Source organism: Candidatus Binatia bacterium (assembly GCA_029248525.1).
GTDB lineage: Bacteria > Desulfobacterota > Binatia > UBA12015 > UBA12015 > UBA12015.
This window is the reverse complement of record JAQWJE010000045.1, coordinates 1-18714: the sequence shown is the minus strand read 5'-3', so window position 1 is coordinate 18714 and position 18714 is coordinate 1. Positions and strand designations below refer to the sequence as shown.

General features: G+C 61.4%; 5 protein-coding genes. All 5 read left to right on the top strand.

Going from position 1 to position 18714, the window contains the following annotated elements; genetic code table 11:
* The 5 genes from P8K07_11470 to P8K07_11450 all read left to right on the top strand — a co-directional run bounded on the left by P8K07_11470 (position 1) and on the right by P8K07_11450 (position 18213).
* Positions 1 to 3948 (top strand): hypothetical protein, encoded by a 3948-nt coding sequence (locus P8K07_11470; protein MDG1959137.1) that lies wholly within the window; start codon positions 1 to 3, stop codon positions 3946 to 3948.
* A gap of 968 nt (positions 3949 to 4916) precedes the next feature.
* Positions 4917 to 5480, top strand: a complete 564-nt coding sequence (locus tag P8K07_11465; GenBank protein MDG1959136.1) for a GNAT family protein — start codon at positions 4917 to 4919, stop codon at positions 5478 to 5480.
* A 375-nt stretch (positions 5481 to 5855) separates the two neighbouring features.
* Complete coding sequence (locus tag P8K07_11460) at positions 5856 to 6884, top strand: AraC family transcriptional regulator ligand-binding domain-containing protein (protein ID MDG1959135.1); 1029 nt, start codon at positions 5856 to 5858, stop codon at positions 6882 to 6884.
* Between the two features lie 245 nt (positions 6885 to 7129).
* Positions 7130 to 15766: a GEVED domain-containing protein gene (locus tag P8K07_11455; GenBank protein ID MDG1959134.1), complete on the top strand. Its 8637-nt coding sequence runs from the start codon at positions 7130 to 7132 to the stop codon at positions 15764 to 15766.
* 623 nt (positions 15767 to 16389) lie between these two features.
* Complete coding sequence (locus P8K07_11450; protein ID MDG1959133.1) at positions 16390 to 18213, top strand: glycosyl hydrolase family 18 protein; 1824 nt, start codon at positions 16390 to 16392, stop codon at positions 18211 to 18213.
* The last annotated feature ends 501 nt before the right edge of the window (positions 18214 to 18714 follow it).

Below are 18714 nucleotides of genomic sequence, written 5' to 3'. Positions count from 1 at the left end.
GTGAAAACACTTGACTGTCCGCAACCCGCCCCGTGCACATCCCTTGGGCGCAGTTTCACCTCGCTGATTGTCGCTCTTTTCCTTTTCTGCGCACCAACGGCCGCCATGGCGCAGCCGATCGGGGAACCCGTTGCCACCTGGGGACCCGGCCAATGTGGCGGATCGATCGGCGGGTTCAGCCCCACTTTCTTCGGCAACTGGTGGCATACCAACTTTCCACCGACCGGATGTCTGGATACGGAAATCCCGGGTAACGACACGCAGCAACATTCCTACGGCAGAGGTGCGGACCTGCAGGACCTCGGGGCCACTCGCCGACTCGTTGTTTCCGGCTGGATGGAATACAACCCCGGAAGTTCAGCCGGACCCTTCGCCCAGTTCGCACTCTCGGCCTATACGCCGGCAGGCGACCTCGACAACACGTTCGGAGCCGGAGACGGAAAAGTCCTGACGGCGTTCGCCGTGCCGGCACGTGGCATCGACAACTTCGTCCGTAGTGACAACTCGATTGTCACAGGCGGTGGCGATGGCAACACGATGTTCCTGACCGCCCACCAGGTGGATGGAGCCCTCAGCTGGCAGGTCGTCACACCCGTTGTCGCGACCACGGGCGCTGTGGCTCTCGCGACCAAGGACCGGGATCCGACCGCGGACTTCATCGCGGTGGGCTCCGACACAACGTCCGGACTCTCCGAGATCGTCGTTGCCAGGTTCGATCACCTCGGGAACGTCCTGCTCAGCCAGAAATTCGGCAACCTCGAGTTCGGCACTGTCGGCCTCGAATTCAATGCTCAGGATGTCGCCTACGGCGATGATGGCTACATCTACATCGCGGGAACCGTAAAGAATCCGGCAACTCTGGCCACGGAGATGATTCTCGTCAAGGTCGACGACGCCTTCACTCCAGACAGCTCCTTTGGCGGGACCAGCGCCCTCGTACCCACGGCCGGCGTGGTTACCGTGCAGGTCTTCGTTGGCGGCGTTGCCCGATCGTCGGAGGGGAATGGAGTGGCTCTCAGCGAAAACGGGAACGCCTATATCGCCGGACTGGCCCACAACGGCGTGCTTACGCGAATGGCTATTGCGGCTGTCAACACAACCGACGGCGGCCTTGCGGGCACCTCGTCGATTGGCCCCCTGCTGCGAAGCTCGGTGGCTCACGAGATTCTGATCGACTCTCGCCGTCGGGTGGTGACGGTCGGCGAAGTTGGAGCAACGGCACCACAGACTCCCAAATTCATGATGGCCAGATTTCTCCCCGATGGCACGCCGGACCCCACGTTCGGCGCCAGCTCTGCGGGAGTCGGCTACCACATTGCCGCGGCGACTGCGGGCCCCAGTCGGGGCTTTGATGTCGTTCGCGCACCTTATACGGGTGATCTCGGGCTCGCGGGCGATTCCGTGGTTGACCCGGGCAGCATCAGCCCCTTCGTCACAAATTGGCAACAAACCGCTGCCAAGTGGAAGGGCGGTCCGGTCTGCGGCAACGGCATTCTCGAACCGACCGAGGACTGCGAAGCACCCTTTGGCGCCTGCTGCACCAGCACCTGCGACTTCAAGCCGTCGACGGAGGTCTGCCGTGGCAGCGCCGGAGCCTGCGATATCCAGGAGACCTGCACAGGCACTTCGGATACCTGCCCCTCGGACGCCGTCGAATCAGCTGCGACGATCTGCCGCGCTTCCGGCGGCATCTGTGACATCGAAGAAACCTGCGATGGCACAAGCGTCACCTGTCCCGCCGATGCCGTTGAATCCGCCGCCACTGTCTGCCGCGGCTCCGGCGGTATCTGCGACATTGAAGAAACCTGCGATGGCACAGGCGTCACCTGTCCCGCCGATGCCGTTGAATCCGCCGCCACTGTCTGCCGCGCTTCCGGCGGTATCTGCGACATTGAAGAAACTTGCGATGGCACAAGTGTCACCTGCCCCGCCGATGCCGTTGAATCCGCTGCCACTGTCTGCCGCGCTTCCGGCGGTATCTGCGACATTGAAGAAACCTGCGACGGCGCCAGCGCCAGTTGCCCGGGGGATGCCTTCGAATCCGCCGCCACTGTCTGCCGCGCTTCCGGCGGCATCTGCGATCTTGCAGAAACCTGTGATGGCGCCAGCGCCAATTGCCCGACAGATGCCTTCGAATCGGCCGCCACTGTCTGCCGCGCTTCCGGCGGTGTCTGCGACATCGAAGAAACCTGCGATGGCACAAGCGCCGGTTGCCCGATCGATGCCGTGGAACCATCAACCACAGTGTGCCGCGCCTCGGTGGACCTGTGTGACGCCGAGGAAACCTGCGATGGATCCGGCATCACCTGCCCGTCCGACGGGGTCGAAGCCGCCGGCACGGTCTGCCGTCCCGGCGTCGACGAATGCGATGCTGATGAAGAATGTGACGGCACCGCCAGCAGTTGCCCCGCTGACGCTTTCGAACCGGCAGGAACACCCGCCCCGACACTCTGTGACGATGGCGAGGCCTGCACGGCCGATGTCTGCGACGGCGCCGGCGGTTGCGACAACTCCGGTGCCGTGAGCAGTGCCGGCTTTGACCACAACGAGGACGGTAGTGTCGACGCCTCCGACGATGTCGACACCGACTCCGACGGCATTATAGATGCCTGCGACAATTGCATTTCGGACTGCAACCCGGACCAACTGGATACGGATGTCGACTGCCTCGCGACAGGCCCCTGGACCGCTTCTGGCGCTCCGGAGTGCGGCGATGTCTGCGACGTCTGTCCGGCTAGTGACGAGGTGGCGATGGCGCTTGATCCGAACTGCGCCACCTTTGACTACAATTCATCCGACGATTGCTGCGAAGAAACCGGTGCCGGCGTCTCTGTCGATGCAACCGGAGAGAGCTGCGGCGGCCCCGCCGGCGACACAACCTTTACTTCAACCGGAAGCAACTCGTCGGCCTCGATGAAAATCCCCGCGGGTGCCGTCTCGGAGGACACCAGCTTCTCGGCCGACTCCAAGACCAAGGGTGGCGACGAATTCTTTGTCCGGGGCGGTTCGGGAACCTACGTTGCCGGCTACGACTTCGGACCCGAAGGGGTTACCTTTGGGTCACCTGTGGTCGTCTGCATGAACTGGAACGACCCCGACAACGATGGATTCCTCGAGAAATCCGAGGGGTACGATTACAAGATCTGGGAGTCCAAAATCGCGCCCTACCACATCGACAGCTCGGGTGGTGAGTACAAGCTGGCAGACAAATGCAGCCTGGTTCCGTGTACATCCTTCGACGCTGACGGATTCCCGGATGATTGGGGTGGCTACACTCGCTATGATGAGGCCTCGACCACAACGGTCGACGAGTCGACCCTCAACGCTTGTTGCGGTGCAACCGAGAACAAGTACTGCTTCGAGGTCTATCATTTCAGTACCTACGGTGTTCTGGATCCGAACTGCGGCACCGAAAATCTCGACCGCAGCAAACTCAAGCTCCTGAAACTGGACAAGGAAATCGGTGAGCAGAAGATCATCTTCTCGACCGAGTTCACTGTCCCGGTCGACGAAACCACCGGGGAGCCGGACCCGATCATCGACCCGATCCAGAAGGGCTTCCAGATCTCGCTGCTGGAAAGCCAGGAGGTCACCGATCCGATCCTCTGGACCGGGCGTGTCGAAGGCGGAGCCTATGACAAAGCCACCAAGACCGGGTGGCAATCCAACAAGTCCAATACCAAATGGACCTACAAGGGCCGCGACCGAGCCGACGGAATCCTGAAGGTCATCATCAAGACGCTCTACCGGAAAGATCCGGGCTTGGTGAAGGTCAAGGTCATCGCCAAGAATGCCGCGATCGCCGGTATAGCCGGTCCCGTGCAGGCCGAGATCAGCCTGGACCCTTCGGGCTTCCTCGACCGGTGTGCGGCCACGGCATTCAGCTCACCGCCGGCGAGCGAATTCTGCGCCCCCAACGGCGCCGGCAACGCACTGATCTGTCGGTAAACGCCACCTTCCTGCCGGTACGCGAGTGCCCCCCCTACCCAGGGGGGCGCTCCCACCGGTCAGGAGAACTTCCGCCCAGCGGCTCTGCCACGGGCGGGAAGGCGATTTAGCGACTGCTTGTGGCAGGATTCGGCTTGACGAATAGAGCGTCGCTTGGGCAAAAAGGGCCTTCATGTTTCCTACCGTCAAGCCCCTTTTTGGCTCCCATCCGACCTAACGGCGCCTTACCGGACGTATGCGTGCGCCTCTTTCTGCCTCATGGACGGCTGCATTCGAGCCGGTGATCTTGGATCTCATCACCAGGAAGTAGATCCCAACCGGCGGTAGGCGGGATCAAGGGCCCATTTGCCCAGGACGGCGGGTAGCCGCCACCGCGAAGGCTCGAGCCAGGTCCGGATTTCGGGTTCAAGCGGCCGCGGCGGAGCCGTCGGGCGGCAAGAACATCGGTGGGGCCAATATGCGACCTACTGCTGCCCACGTTTGGTCAGGGGTTAGAATCGCGCTGGCAGCACCTGCAGGTTCCGCGGATGCGGCTGTTGATGATAATCCGCAATACGACTCAGCTGGAGTTCCCTGGCCGCTATTCATAATGATGTTGCTGGCTAACGGCTGGTTTGTTAAACCGGTTTTTTTCCTACTGGCGTCGGGCGCTATACCGATTGAAGTACGGCAGCGTACCGCCATGAAACGGTTGGCCGGTTTTGGTATCGCTTGGATTCTGGCGTTCACTCTTTTACCGATCTGGCTTAGTGCACTGGCGGCAGTCGCATGGTGCGCTTGGGTCACACCCTTTGTTCTGGAGATAAACTCCCGGATGCCAAAAGAGCCGTAAACGATCAAGCATCGGGGATAGGACATACAAGCTGGCTTCTGGCACAACGTCCGAGTATGGGCGTTGTGTTAAATACCCAGGGGGAGCCCCGTGACGGGCCGGGCTGCTAAACGCTGATCCGCCACGGGGAATGAAAATGCTGTTGGAACTGCCCATTCGAACCCAGCGACTCGAATTGCGCGACTTCCAGCTCACCGACTTCGACGCCGTTCATGAGTATCGGTCGGACCCGGACGTCACTCGCTTCATGTTCTTCGAGCCGGATACGACCGCCGACACCGAATGGTACCTCGATTCCATTCTCGAAACCCAGCGGGCCGAACCTCGCCAGGTCTGGGAATTGGCTGTCGTAGACACGGCGGATTCGCGCCTTGTTGGAGGGTGTGACCTCACCCTCGAGAATTCCCGTGAGGCCGACCTCGGCTACATCCTGGCGCGGCGGGCGTGGGGCAAGGGGTACGGAACCGAGATTGCCCGTGCTTTGGTGGAGCGAGGCTTCTCAGATTTAGGACTCGATCGCATCTTTGCGACTTGCGATCGCGAAAACCACGCGTCTCGCCGGGTTCTCGAAAAGGCGGGCTTGCTCTTCGAATCCACCCTTATTCACCATAAATTTACAAAGAGCCGGTGGTGGGACTCCGAGCTGTATGCCCTGACCCGGAAAGACTGGTCCGCCGCGGCCCGTCACGGGATCCCCTAGGGATTTAACATAACGCCCATACTCGGACGTTATGCCAGAAGCCAGCTTGTATGTCCTATCCCCTTCTGCTGTACGGTTTGACTTTGACCCTTTCGGGTCCAGCGTGCTCGGCGGCGCCCTTCAATGCCGCCCAGCGGCTCTGCCACGGGCGGGAAGGCGATTTAGCGACTGCTTGTGGCAGGATTCGGCTTGACGAATAGAGCGTCGCTTGGGCAAAAAGGGCCTTCATGTTTCCTACCGTCACTCGAACAAGGGGGCTCATTTATTTGTCGATAACCAATACGGCATGGACGCCAGCGGTTTGCGATACAATTGCTAGTTCGCCGCAGCAAGCATGGCTCGTTGAGCGGAGCGGAATGAAGTGGTGACCGGGCGATGAGGTCCGCACGGCACGTTCGCGTTAGTGGTTCTGCTGCTCTCCCCGACTTTTTGCGAGCGCAGGGGGTGGCACCCGCGCGAGTTTTCGCGAAAGCGGAAATGGTTCCCGATGAAATCGAAACGGCGGATAAGTGGATCGCCATGGACCGCCTGGCATCCCTTTACCATGCCAGTGCCGACGAACTCGATGATCCTTGGTTCGGAATTCGTTTTGGTTGGGCGACCCCGATCGAAGACTTCGGGATCCTGTCTCATGTCGTTCTGAATGCGCCGGACGTTCGGACGGGCCTTGAGAATCTGGCCCGTTATGCCCGCGAATATTCGTTGAATGCGCTGACGTTCGCCGGACTTGAAGTGCAGGGTGATCTTGGGGAACTCGGGTTCTCCCTCCCGGAAGACGAGCAGGGTAGGTGGTCGATCGTCGCAGAATGCCACATGGCCAGCGTGATCCGGGTGTTCGAGAAACTTGTTGGAAAAGATTCGATGGTTCGCGAGGTGCGATTCGAGCACGCAAACTCGCCGGGTCGAGGTACGGCGCCTCCGAAAATCTACGCTCCCACTTTTTTCGAAGCGGGAATGAACTCGATCGTTTTCGAGGCATCGTTGCTGGACTTGCCGGTGGTGGGGGCTGATCGTACCCGGATGCCCGCGGTCCAGACCAGGTTTCGGGACTTGGTCAGGCTGAGCGGGGGACCTTTGGCGTTGCGAGTCGGTGACGTGGTCGCCACCGCTCTTTACGATGGGGCTCCCGACATCGCCATGGTTGCCCGGCAACTGGGGATCAGCCAGCGATCACTGCAACGTGGGCTTGAGGAGTGCGGCACGTCCTACCGCGAAGTTGTCCAGCAGGTTCGGCTCGAGCTGTCGCGCAGCTATCTTCGAGATTCGCGCTACCAGATAAGCGAAATCGCATTTTTGCTAGGGTACGGGCAGGTGAGCAGCTTCACCCGCGCGTTCAAGGCAGCGACCGGTGTTTCGCCCCGGGCCTGGCGCGTCCTCTCGCAGAGCACTGTTTCGGGCAGCTAGCGATCGCTGAGGTTTCCCGCTCTCTCGGTAGGCGTTGGTCTGCCGATCGGGTTCCGGGGGCGGCGGTTTTCTCGGGCTGGAAAGCTATGAATCGGGCCGCCATTTTTGGCGCAAAATGACAAAAGTTTGGCGCGCGAGGATGATCATGGCAGCTGGGTTTTCACTACTCTTAGCACCAGCAAATCCGCATCAACCAAGCAAAACCCCCCCATTTTCACTCAGAAGCCACCCCCAAAGGAATAGTGATGACCCCAAGATTCGACTCTGCGCCTAGCCCTCTTGACGACGTTTCGAGTGAATCGGATTTGGGGCGGGTCCGCCGCTCGCAGCAGCGCGGTTCGCGTTGTCGTCAGTTGCCTTCGCTGGCAGCTTGTTTCGTGATTGGCCTGACGGCCCTGATCGGGCAACTCTCGCTTTCCGCTGCGGCGCACGCGGCCTTGCCGGGTGCCTCCGATGTTCTTCACTTCCAGTCCGGGGGGCATCATCTCGGGTTCGATGAGCGTGGCTACCAGATGAAGAATCCCGTTTACGCGCTGGATATCAGGTTCGAGGGCGGACACGGTTCGGTTTCTGCGGAGCCTGCAGTCGAGGCCAGTACCGTTGGCCTGCGCAAGGGTGAAGAATTCAAGCGTGTTTCCTATCGCGATGTCTGGCCCGGGATCGATGTGATTTATGACGCGCCGGAAAGCAAGATCCTGCGCAGCACCTGGACGATCGAAGCCGAAGTCGACCCCACAGCAATTCGCCTGCGCTACAACCGTCCGGTCGCGCTCGATGCATCGGGTGAGCTGAAGATTCGATTCAGCGCTGGCACGGTCACCGAGAGTGCTCCGCTCGCGTGGCAGGACGTCGACGGTTCCCGCGCGCCGGTCGAGGTGGCCTTCCGCAAGATCGACGACTCCCTGGTCGGATTCGAGGTGGGCGCCTACCGGAAAGACCTGCCGCTGGTGATCGACCCGTCCGTGGATTTCGACGCCGGCAATGGCTTTGTGAGCTTCGCGGGCACGCGTTTCGCTGCGGACAACGGACGGGACCTGCTCGTCGTGGGCGATGGGACAGGCGACACCATCTCTTCGACGCTCTTCGGGGGCTATGCGGCCTACAGCGATCACCAGCAATACGTCGAAGCGAGAGACAACGACAAGCTGCGGATGAACGTGGCATCTGTCGTCAACAATGGCAGTAGGGGTAGCGACCTGGTCGTGAGCCGGCAGGATGAGTTCGGCAATCTGGAATGGATGACCGTCATCGGGAATCGCTACAGTGGGTCCAGCAGCGCACCTCTCCATGCCCTCGGAGCCTACGCCCACGAAACTATCATTACCCACCCGTCAAAGCCCAAGAGGCGTGGTAATGGCATGCATCTGACCGCAGGCGGGCGATTGTTCCTCGTGGGGAGCAGCGAGGCCGACTGGGAAGGCTTGAAATGCGCTCCGGGCGGATGTGGAGCGGGCGAATCCAATACGCTTCCCATCGACCCGCCTCTCACCCCTCACACCGGCGACGGGCACCACGACATCTGGCTCGCCGAGTTTGATCCCGCAACGGGAGACCTTCTCTGGCATACCTTCGTTCAGGGCCCGGGAGGAGACCAGTTCGCTTCGGATTTTGATATCGACGGCAGCGGCAACTTCTGGATCGCCGCAAGCTCGACCAGCGACTTCAATCTGCCTGGTGGTCAGGAGCCGGTGCATCAGTTCTGGACTGATTTCACCTGTAGTCCCACCGCAGAAGGCTGTTGGAGAGACGGTACGTATGTGACCAGCGAAAACCCCGGTGTGAAGCCAATCGTCGGGGTTGTCGGCGCGCCGACGATCCTCAAGCTCGACCCCAACGGCGCACCCCTGCTCCATACCTTCTACGGTGGTGGGAACGGATCCGCGGGTAATGGAACAGATTACAACAGCGGCACTTTTCGGGCCATTCATTTCGACGCGGTCACGGGCGACGTCTTCGTAGCCGGGGCCGGGGGCGGGCAGGACAACTCCTGCGATGACGACACTTTGGGAAGCCAATTCAACGGTACCGAAGACGTATGCGTCTTCCCTGAAGATCGCTCAAATGGAAGCCCACGTCGCTTTCCCACGGGAACACGGTTCGACACGGCCGTGAAGCCCAACCACGACGTCGTCCTCATGCGGCTCGACGGGAATACTCTGAATCTTGCTTGTTCGACATACCTCGGCGGATGGGGCGTGGACCAACCGGCCGAGATCTTCGACCTGGGAGGCGGCGGTCTGACCATCGTCGGAACCTCGTCGAACGAGTGGACCGAGCGCGACGGTTCACCGCTGGCAGGCGCCACGATCGTGAAGCCTTTCACGGGTACAGCTGTGCAATGCGTAACCAGCCCCGGCGGCCCCTTCTGCACATCTGACAACCGCCCGGACCTGGTAGACCAGAGAGGGAACGGCCACGAGCCTTTCGTCACCCTTGTCGACAGGGATTGCTTCCTCCTTGAGCTTGGATTCCCGTCCGAAGAAGCTGGGAATGCGTCTCTGGAGGTCTATTCGGCGATCTACTCGACGTCGAAGGGCAAGCTCTTCCTCGCGGGGGAGACGGGTGCTTCCGTCGGCGGATCCAAGAGCCCCTTCAGCGGAGGAACAGATGGCCTCCTGATGGAGGTCGACCCGGCTACATACTCTGCCACCGGCGTGATCTACGCGGGCGGTAGCTCAGATTTTAGAACCCATAACGGTAACCAGGACTGGATCACCGCCATCGCAGAGGCCGGCACCGAGGAATTCTTCATCAACGGTACAAGCAAGGCCAGCTGGGAAACGGACACCGATGCCTATCTCGGCGCGCAACACAGCGGAAGTTTCTACACGGATACCCGGGCCGCAGAGAGTTCCAAGGATGGCTTCGGGGCCAGGGTGAGTGCTCCGGGGGGCTACTGCGGCGACGGCAACGTCGATGTTGCGTTGGGTGAGGCCTGTGACGACAGCGGCGAAACGGCCCTCTGTAATGCCGATTGCACCGAGTCCTATTGTGGCGACGGAGTCGCAAACGCCACTGCAGGCGAAGACTGCGACTCGAGTGGCGTCGAAACGGCGACCTGTAATCCCGATTGTACGGCTCCGACCTGCGGCGACGGCTATATCAATGCGCTCTCGGGCGAGACCTGCGAGGAGGCGGTGTCTCCGACACCGACCGCGACCTGCGACAGCGATTGCTCGGCACCTTCCTGCGGTGATGGCGTGACCAACCCGGCAACCGGGGAGGACTGCGACGATGCGGGCGAATCGGCGACCTGCGATGCCGATTGCACGTTGGTGGTGTGCGGCGATGGCGTCCTCAATACCCTCGTGGAGGATTGCGAAGAGGGTGGCGTCGAGACGGCGACCTGTAATCCTGATTGCACGGCTCCGACCTGCGGCGACGGCTATATCAATGCGCTCTCGGGCGAGACCTGTGAAGAGCCGACATCCCCCACGCCGACCACGACCTGCGACAGCGATTGTACCGCGCCGGCTTGCGGCGATGGCGTGATCAACCCGGCAACCGGCGAGGACTGCGACGACGCCGGCGAATCGGCGAACTGTAACCTTGATTGCACGACGAGGGTCTGCGGCGACAGCTACCTCAATACGGTCTTTGGCGAGACCTGCGAGGAGGCGACGTCTCCGGCCTCAAGCGCCACCTGCGACAGCGATTGCACCGCGCCGGCCTGTGGCGATGGCGTACTGAACACGGTGACGGGTGAAGAGTGCGATACGGGTGGGGCGACGGCGTATTGCTCGGCAGCCTGCGAGAACGTCGGAGTGATCTCCGGCAACGTCGTCTTTGACAATTATTCCAACGGCCCGAGCCAGCACGCGAATTCCCAGGAAAACGGAATCCCGGACGTGACGATCGTGCTCTACGACGTCGCAGCCGGTACCTGCCAGGCAACGAAGACACAGAATTTCGGCCGGTGGAACGAGGGTGGGGGATCGTTTTCCTTCGAGGGCCTGCCGGAGGGTGAGTACCGAATCTACGAAGCCTTCGGCGAGGATCCTGACAACCTCACGGCTTGCCCGCCGACCGAGACCTACTACGACCAGACGAATCGGGTGATGGTCCGGGGAACCGTCGCGGACCCGGATTACACCACCTATGTCGACACGACGAACGTGAACGCGTTCCGGAAGTTCACTTCGACGACGTCGAACCGGGTTGATGTGACCCTGACGTTCGCACTGAATAGCCAGGGCACCTGCACGAGTTCCGGTTGCAGCGTCGACGGCGTGCAATTTCTTGATACCCTCAATTCGTACTCCTACGACCCCTATTCGCCCAACACGATGGGAACTGCGGGCGCGATCACCATCTATGAAACCACGTCGGGATCACGCAGTGAAGATTTCCGGGACCTCGTGACCGGCAAAAGAGCCAGTTCGAACAAGCTTACAACCGACCAGCGAACCCTCGGTTATGGCTACCATAACAACATGCTGTGGGGAGCCGGTGAAAATAATGACCGCTACGGCAATTCCCGCCCGGTGATCATCATCTCGGGAACCAAGTACAGGAATGGCAAGGGAGAGAACATCGGTACCAACAAGGTCGGGCTCCAGGTGTTCAACCTGACCACTCCGGATTCATCCTATGGGTACGGGCACCGCAATAGCGTGACTGCGGTAGACTACACGGACGCCGATGCGGCGGCCATGCATCCCGACGGCTACTTCCTCCAGTGGGGCTCGCCGAGTGCGCCGGCCTCGGGCTACTCGAATGCAATCTGCTGGTTGGACGTGAGCGCGGACCGCTTGACCTACCTGAATCGGGTCGACTCGGTCACCAAACAACCCGCGACCACCTGCACGTCCGTGACCATCGGGACCGATGCGACGGACTTTGCAGTGCACCCGGGCGACCTCCATGTCTACGCGATCCAGACCGGGACCGGGCATCTGCTTGTTACCGATCCGGTTTCGGGCCAGCAGCATCTGTATGAGGATGTCCTCCCGGCGTCGGCATGCTCTGGAGAGTACGGAGCCGTGTTCTTCGATGTGGACGGCTATTTCTTCGCCCAGTGCAACGCTACCGGCGAAGTCTGGCGTGTGGATCTGACAAATCCGCCGGCGCTCGGGGCTGCACATACCTTCACGACGGTCCACCTGTCGACTTCCGGCGGTAGCGGCTACACGACGCCGACTACGAACATGAGCAATGTCGATGGCGCTCGATTCGCGCTGTCGGCCGTCCGGGCGGATTTCGGCGATCATCCGGCTTCCTACGGGACGATGCTGGACGCCGACGGCGCCCGCCACGGATGTTGGCGCACAACGGGGTCCAACGGGTACTCCTCATCAAAGCCGAAAACGCGCTGCTACGGCGGACCAGATGGCTGGCTCTCCCTCGGCGATTCGAGGGGCGACGAAGCCGATGGCCAGCCCGCGGCGAATTCCGACGCGGATTCCGCCGACGATGGACTGGTGAGCGCCGATTGGTCCGCGGATTTCACCACGCTCGGCGTCACCGTGAAGATCACCAACAACACCTACGCTTCCGATGGCTCCTCCGACGCGCCGGTGTTCGCCACCGTCGGCTGTTACGTCGACTGGAACGAGGACGGCAGTTTCAATACGGCGGAAGAATACGCCGAGGCTGCGGTCAGTGGGCCTCGGGGGAGCGCGAACGTCGCTCTGTCCTGGACGACGCCTGCCGGCCAGGTGAGCAGTCCTTCTGTCGCCCGGTGTCGAGTCAGTACCGAAGCGTCGGGTGTCCGCTCGCCTACCGGCCTGGCGCTCGACGGCGAGATCGAGGATTTCAGGTTGTCCCTGGCCAAAATTCCGATCTGTGGCGACTCGGTCATCGATGCGCCGGGCGAGGACTGCGACGACGGTGGCGAGTCGGCGACCTGCAATGCGGATTGCACCACGGCGGTCTGCGGTGACCAAATCATCAATGCGACGGCGGGTGAGACCTGTGACGAAGCAGGATCTCCCACGGCGAGCGCTACCTGCGACAGCGATTGTACCGATCCGGTTTGTGGCGATGGCTTGACCAACGCGGCTGCAAACGAGGACTGCGACGACTCGGGTGAGTCTGCGACGTGTAACGCGGATTGCTCGACGTCGGTGTGTGGCGACGGCATCACGAACACGACGGCGAACGAGAGCTGCGACGACTCGGGCGAGTCTGCGACGTGTAATGCGGATTGCTCGACGTCGGTGTGTGGCGACGGCATCACGAACGCGACGTCGAACGAGAGCTGCGATGACTCGGGCGAGTCTGCGACGTGTAACGCGGATTGCTCGACGTCGGTGTGTGGCGACGGCATCACGAACACGACGTCGAACGAGAGCTGCGATGACTCGGGCGAGTCTGCGACGTGTAACGCGGATTGCTCGACGTCGGTGTGTGGCGACGGCATCACGAACGCGACGTCAAACGAGGATTGCGATGACTCGGGCGAGTCTGCGACGTGTAACGCAGATTGCTCGACATCGGTGTGCGGTGACGGCATCACGAACGCGACGTCAAACGAGGATTGCGATGACTCGGGCGAGTCGGCGACGTGTAACGCGGACTGCTCGACGTCGGTGTGTGGCGACGGCATCGCCAATACGACGTCCGGTGAGCAATGCGACGACGGCGTCGCCACGGCAGCCTGCACCGCAGATTGTCGCACCCTTTCGACGATCTCTGGCCAGGTCTACCTCGATGCCAATGCGAACCAGGCCAGCGATGCCGGCGACAGCGGGATCGATGGCGTGACGGTCGTGCTCTACGACGTTGCTGCCGATAGTTGCCAGAGCATCGAGACCGCAGGCGGCGGGTCGTATGCCTTCCCGAGCCTGTTGTCGGGTTCGTATCGGATCTACGAAGCGTCGGGAGAAACGGCGGGGGCCCTCACGGAGTGTCCGCCGACGGAATCGACGATCGACCTGGTCACGAAGGCGGTTGCCCCCGGGACAATTCAGGATCCGGCGGGTCATATGTCGACAACTCCGAACCGGCTTGATGTGACGCTCGGTACGGTGGACCTCCCGGATCAGAACTTTGGTGACTACCAACTCTCGGCGGTGTCCTGCGAAGAAACCGGGTACCTGTTCCAGCAGTCCCCGACCGAAATCTGGGAGGTAGACCTGGTGACCGGAGCAGCGGTAGATACCGGTTTTGTTCTGAGCACCACCGGGAACGGCTTTGGCTATAATGTTCTCGACGGTCTTTTCTGGGGCAACGATCAGACAGCGACGGACGATACCGATACGCCGATGCTGGTCGTCGTCGCCAGCGATGGTGGCCATATCTCGCTTCCGTGCGAGAATTGTCCCACCACGGCTTCTTATCCAGGGCACAACGCGGGCGACGTGAGCCTCGATGGTTATCTCCTGCAGTGGCAGTCGGTGGGTGGCGCTACAGAGAACCAGCTTTGCTGGTACGATGTTAACCCGCAGCGAGCTACGTACCTGCAGCGAGTTGATGCCGCGACGAAGCAGCCCTCGACAGGTTGCCTGCCCGTTGGGGCTACCCAGGCAACCGATGGTGGTTTCAATCCGGTAGACGGTCTCGTCTACGCGGCCGCCAACAACCTCACCGGGGAGGGAGTCCGCAGCGGAGATATCTACCAATGGAACCCGGTCACCGGGGCGGGGCATCTCTACACCGATGTAATCCCGACGGAGTGCAGTGATACCTATGGGGCGCAGTTCTTTGACGCGGAAGGGTTCCTGTACGTCGCCTGTAATGCGAGCGGCGTCATTCACCGGCTGGATCTCACGGATCCGCCGGTGCTGGGCGGGCCGCATGACTTTAAAGGAGTCTTTTTCTCGGATGGCCCTGCTTCCACATCCAACGATGGTGCTCGCTGTTCCCTGGTAGAGACTCCCGACCTCGATCTTGCTGACGCTCCTGACACCTACGGGACTTCGCTCAGCGCGGACGGTGCACGTCACAAGGTTAGTGGCACCCTCACACTGGGGCTCGTTGTCGATGAAGAGGATGACGGGCAGCCGACTTCGGATGCGACAGGCGATGATCTCGATGGTTCGCCTAGCGATGAGGACGGGCTCGCTCTGTCGCCACAGTGGCAGAACAAGGGTACATCGATTGTCGCCCGGGTCACGGTGACGAACACGACAGGTGGAACAGCCTATGTTGGCTGTTATCTCGATTTTGACGAGGACGGCACCTTTAACACTGTCGACGAGTACGCGGAGGCCGAGTCGACCGCGTCGGGTGAGGTGGAGCTGCGCTGGGCGACGCCAGTCGGGCAGCTGAATGGGCCCTCGATACTGCGTTGCCGCCTCAGTTCGGACCAGACAGCTGTTCAGACCCCGACCGGGCCCGCTGGGGATGGTGAGGTCGAGGACCACCAAGTTACGGTTCCGCCCAACCCGTGTCCCGATCCGACGACCCAGGGCGAACAAACTCTTCGGGGGATGCGCTTCAAGCTGGCAGACAAGTCGGGCGGTGATGATCCTCGTCGACGCCGGTTCTGGGGTCGCGCGTTCCACAGCATCAACGGGAACACGGCGATCGGCCAGCCCGATGTTTGCGGAGCGACGATTGAGCTGATCGCTAACGGCACGAACCCGACACGTCAGAAATTCACCTTGCCCGAGACCAACTGGGCGTCTGTCGGTGGGGGCAAACGGTTCATCTACAAGGACCCGGACAATGAGCATAGCCCGGTGGTACAAATGGTACTGGCGCAACAATCGAGGCGTCGCTTCTCGATCATGGCCTTCGCGAGAGGCGCGCCCAGCTCTCCGGTGCCCTTGGAGATGGTGCCGCCGAACGAGGGAACTGATGCCTGGATGATCGTTCAGATCGGGGCTGGTGATCGGTACTGTGCCCACTACTCGAGCGATGCGACCGTGAGGAATCGCGGTGATCGGCTCTTCGAGGTGAAGCGATCTGAGGTCGAATCACCCTGTCCTCCGCTCTAGCAGGCATCGAGCTTGCGGCGTTGGCGGCTTCCATCGGGGGCGCCGGACGCCGCAAGCGCGTTCCTGCTTCGTTCGCAGGGTCCGCCCAGCGAGTATGATTGACGCCAATTCCACGCTTTAATTTTCACCCTTCAAGACCCGGATTTTCGACTGGCGAAAAGGGAGTGGCGTGACGTCGGGGCGATACCAATGTGGATGTTGCCACCGACCCACGACAGAACTCAGGCTTGTGAGAAAGGACGCTCCCTCGTTTTGCGTGTAGAGACTTTTTGGGGACCGCTCTCAGACGGGGGGCCGACCCCCGCATCCACTTTCGTTGCTTCGGTGTCTCCAGGCCTTTGAGGCAGTTGGGGGTTTCGCGGGGTATGTCGCGGGCACACGCCGCCCAGCGGCTCTGCCACGGGCGGGAAGGCGATTTAGCGACTGCTTGTGGCAGGATTCGGCTTGACGAATAGAGCGTCGCTTGGGCAAAAAGGGCCTTCATGTTTCCTACCGTCGGGGGTTGACGGCGGGAAGTCGATTGGGCCAAAATAGACCTTGATGTCTGCTGCCATTGCACTCAACTTGATGAGGTCAACAATATCGATCACAGAGCGCCACACTGACGACAGAGGGGACTTGCCGTGCATCCGAACCTAGACCTGACTCCAAGCGCAGCCTTCAGGCGCTGGAACCTTCTCCTCGCATTGGTAACCGGCGCTTCCGCATTGCTAATCGGTGCTTCGGTTCATGCTCAAGCCCTGACTAAAGATCAGCAGAAATGCGCCGGGAGCCTCACCAGGAATTGGAACAAAGTGAATGGGGCTGCTGCCAAGCAGATCGCTGGGTGCCTGAAGAACAATGCCAAGGGTAAAGCCCTGAGCAAGTCGGACCCCGCGGTCATTACGATCGAGCAATGCGTCGCTGGCGACGAGAAGGGAAAGATTCAGTCCGGTAAGGACAAGACGACGCAGGACTTTGTGCGGTTCTGCACGGGAAATGACAAGAATGACGTACCCAGGTTGCCCCCGTATGCGGCTACCGATGCCGACACGGTCAACGCCGATGCGGTCGCGCATGGCTCCGACCTGGCGCACGCGGTCTTCGGGTCGGATCTCGACTCCGGGGTGCTAATCCCCGAAGCCTCGGGCAAGGCGGCGGCAAAGTGTCAACTGGGAATCTGGAAGGCCGCGGGGAAGTGTGACGCGACGCGCTTCAAGGAGTTTGGGACCTGCAAGAAACTCGCACTAAAGAGCGGGTCCGTAACCAGCGCCCAGGAGCTTCAGGATGCTTGCTTGGGAGCCGGGGACGATGGGCAGCCCGATCCCAAGGGCAAGATTGCGAAAGCCTGTACCGGGCCGGGTGGTGGCATCGGTAAAGCTGTCGCGAAGTGCGACGAGGGTCTGGCCCTGGATAGCCTGCTCCCCGTATGCGGGGAGGCGGATCCCACTCAGTGCTTGCAAAACGAGATCGCTACGCAAGGTTGTTCTGCGATCAACACGATCGACGACCTAAGTCGCGACTGCACGCCCGGCGCCGCAACCTGCGAGGATGACAACCGCGTGGTGTTCTACGTTCCGAACTGGGAGCCCTGCCCATCGTTTGAGCAGCTGTCTGGTTACACCCACGCAATGATCGCCTTCGGCGTCACCTACACCTGGACCCCGAACGGCAATATCTGCAACGAAGAGTGCGAGCTGCAGTACATGCCTGTGTGCAGCGATCTAACGCCGCAGGAGGGGATCGATCGTATTCACGCAGCCGGGGCGAAAGCCATTCTCGGCTTCGGTGGGGCCGGCCAGGGCGGCATCTGGGAAGGCGCGTCCGATTGCTGGGAGTCCTGCCTGGACAAGGCGCCGGGCCTGGCCGAAGAGCTCGTTACTCTGGCGACGAATCTCGGCTTCGACGGCATCGACGTCGACTACGAGTACAAGCTCGACGAGCCAAAGTACGTCGACTTTCTGGTCGAACTGACCAAGGAGTTGCGCACAGGCCTGGACGCGGCGTCTCCGGGGGTGCACAAAACGGTCAGTCACGCCCCGATGGACGTGCAGTTGGACATTCTAGGGACCTGCCCCGCTGCGATGGGCTTCGGCGACGCCTCATACGTGCCGGTGCTCGAGGCCACGACGGACGATGTGGACTTCATCATGCCCCAGTTCTACAACGGCTGCTTCAATCCCCACGTTCCGGAGCAGACGGCAGAGTTTCTCGCGAGCTACGGGGCGCTCGCCGACATCTATGACGGCGACGCGTCCCGCGTGGCCGTTGGCTTCTGTGCGGAGGATTGTGCAGGTACCGGTAGCAATGCGACCCCGAGTGAAGTCGTGGATGTGCTCCAGCAGGTATATGCTCAGTATCCGAACAATGGCGGCCTGATGATGTGGGAGTCCGGGGCGGATACCTCCGGCCAGTACAGCGCTGCGATCTCGGAATGGCGGGAAGGCATCTGCCAGGGCCGGCGGTAGCCAACATGAACGGCCTATTTGCCCAGGTCGCCGGGTAGCGGCAACCCCGAAGCCTGGAGCGAGGTCCAGTTTTCGGGTCTAGCCCGCTGGGCGGCGCCGCCAAAATGATATGCCAGAGCGGCCACAGCCCAGCTGATCGCCGGCGGGGTCGGGGTCGGGGTCGTCCATACCGTGGCCCAACCGTCTCTGAACCCAAACAGTGGATCGGGGTATTCCCTTTCATATCCTTCGGGGTCTCGGTCTTCAGCGAGAGGCCGTCGTAGCTTTCGGGAAAAAGCGTCAACTCGATGCCCACGCGTTTGCGAACCATGGAGGCAGGAGGCGGCCTTGGATCGCCATTCGCCCCTGAAGGCGCTAAATCTCGAGGCCCTTCGCTACGAGGCCGCGTAGCAAATTCGAGTTCTGCTACACGCGCAGCGCTTTGTGAGCGCCCGCCCGGCGGCGTCGCCGCCGCCGTTTGAGCCCGAAAACTGACCCGCCCAGCGGCTCTGCCACGGGCGG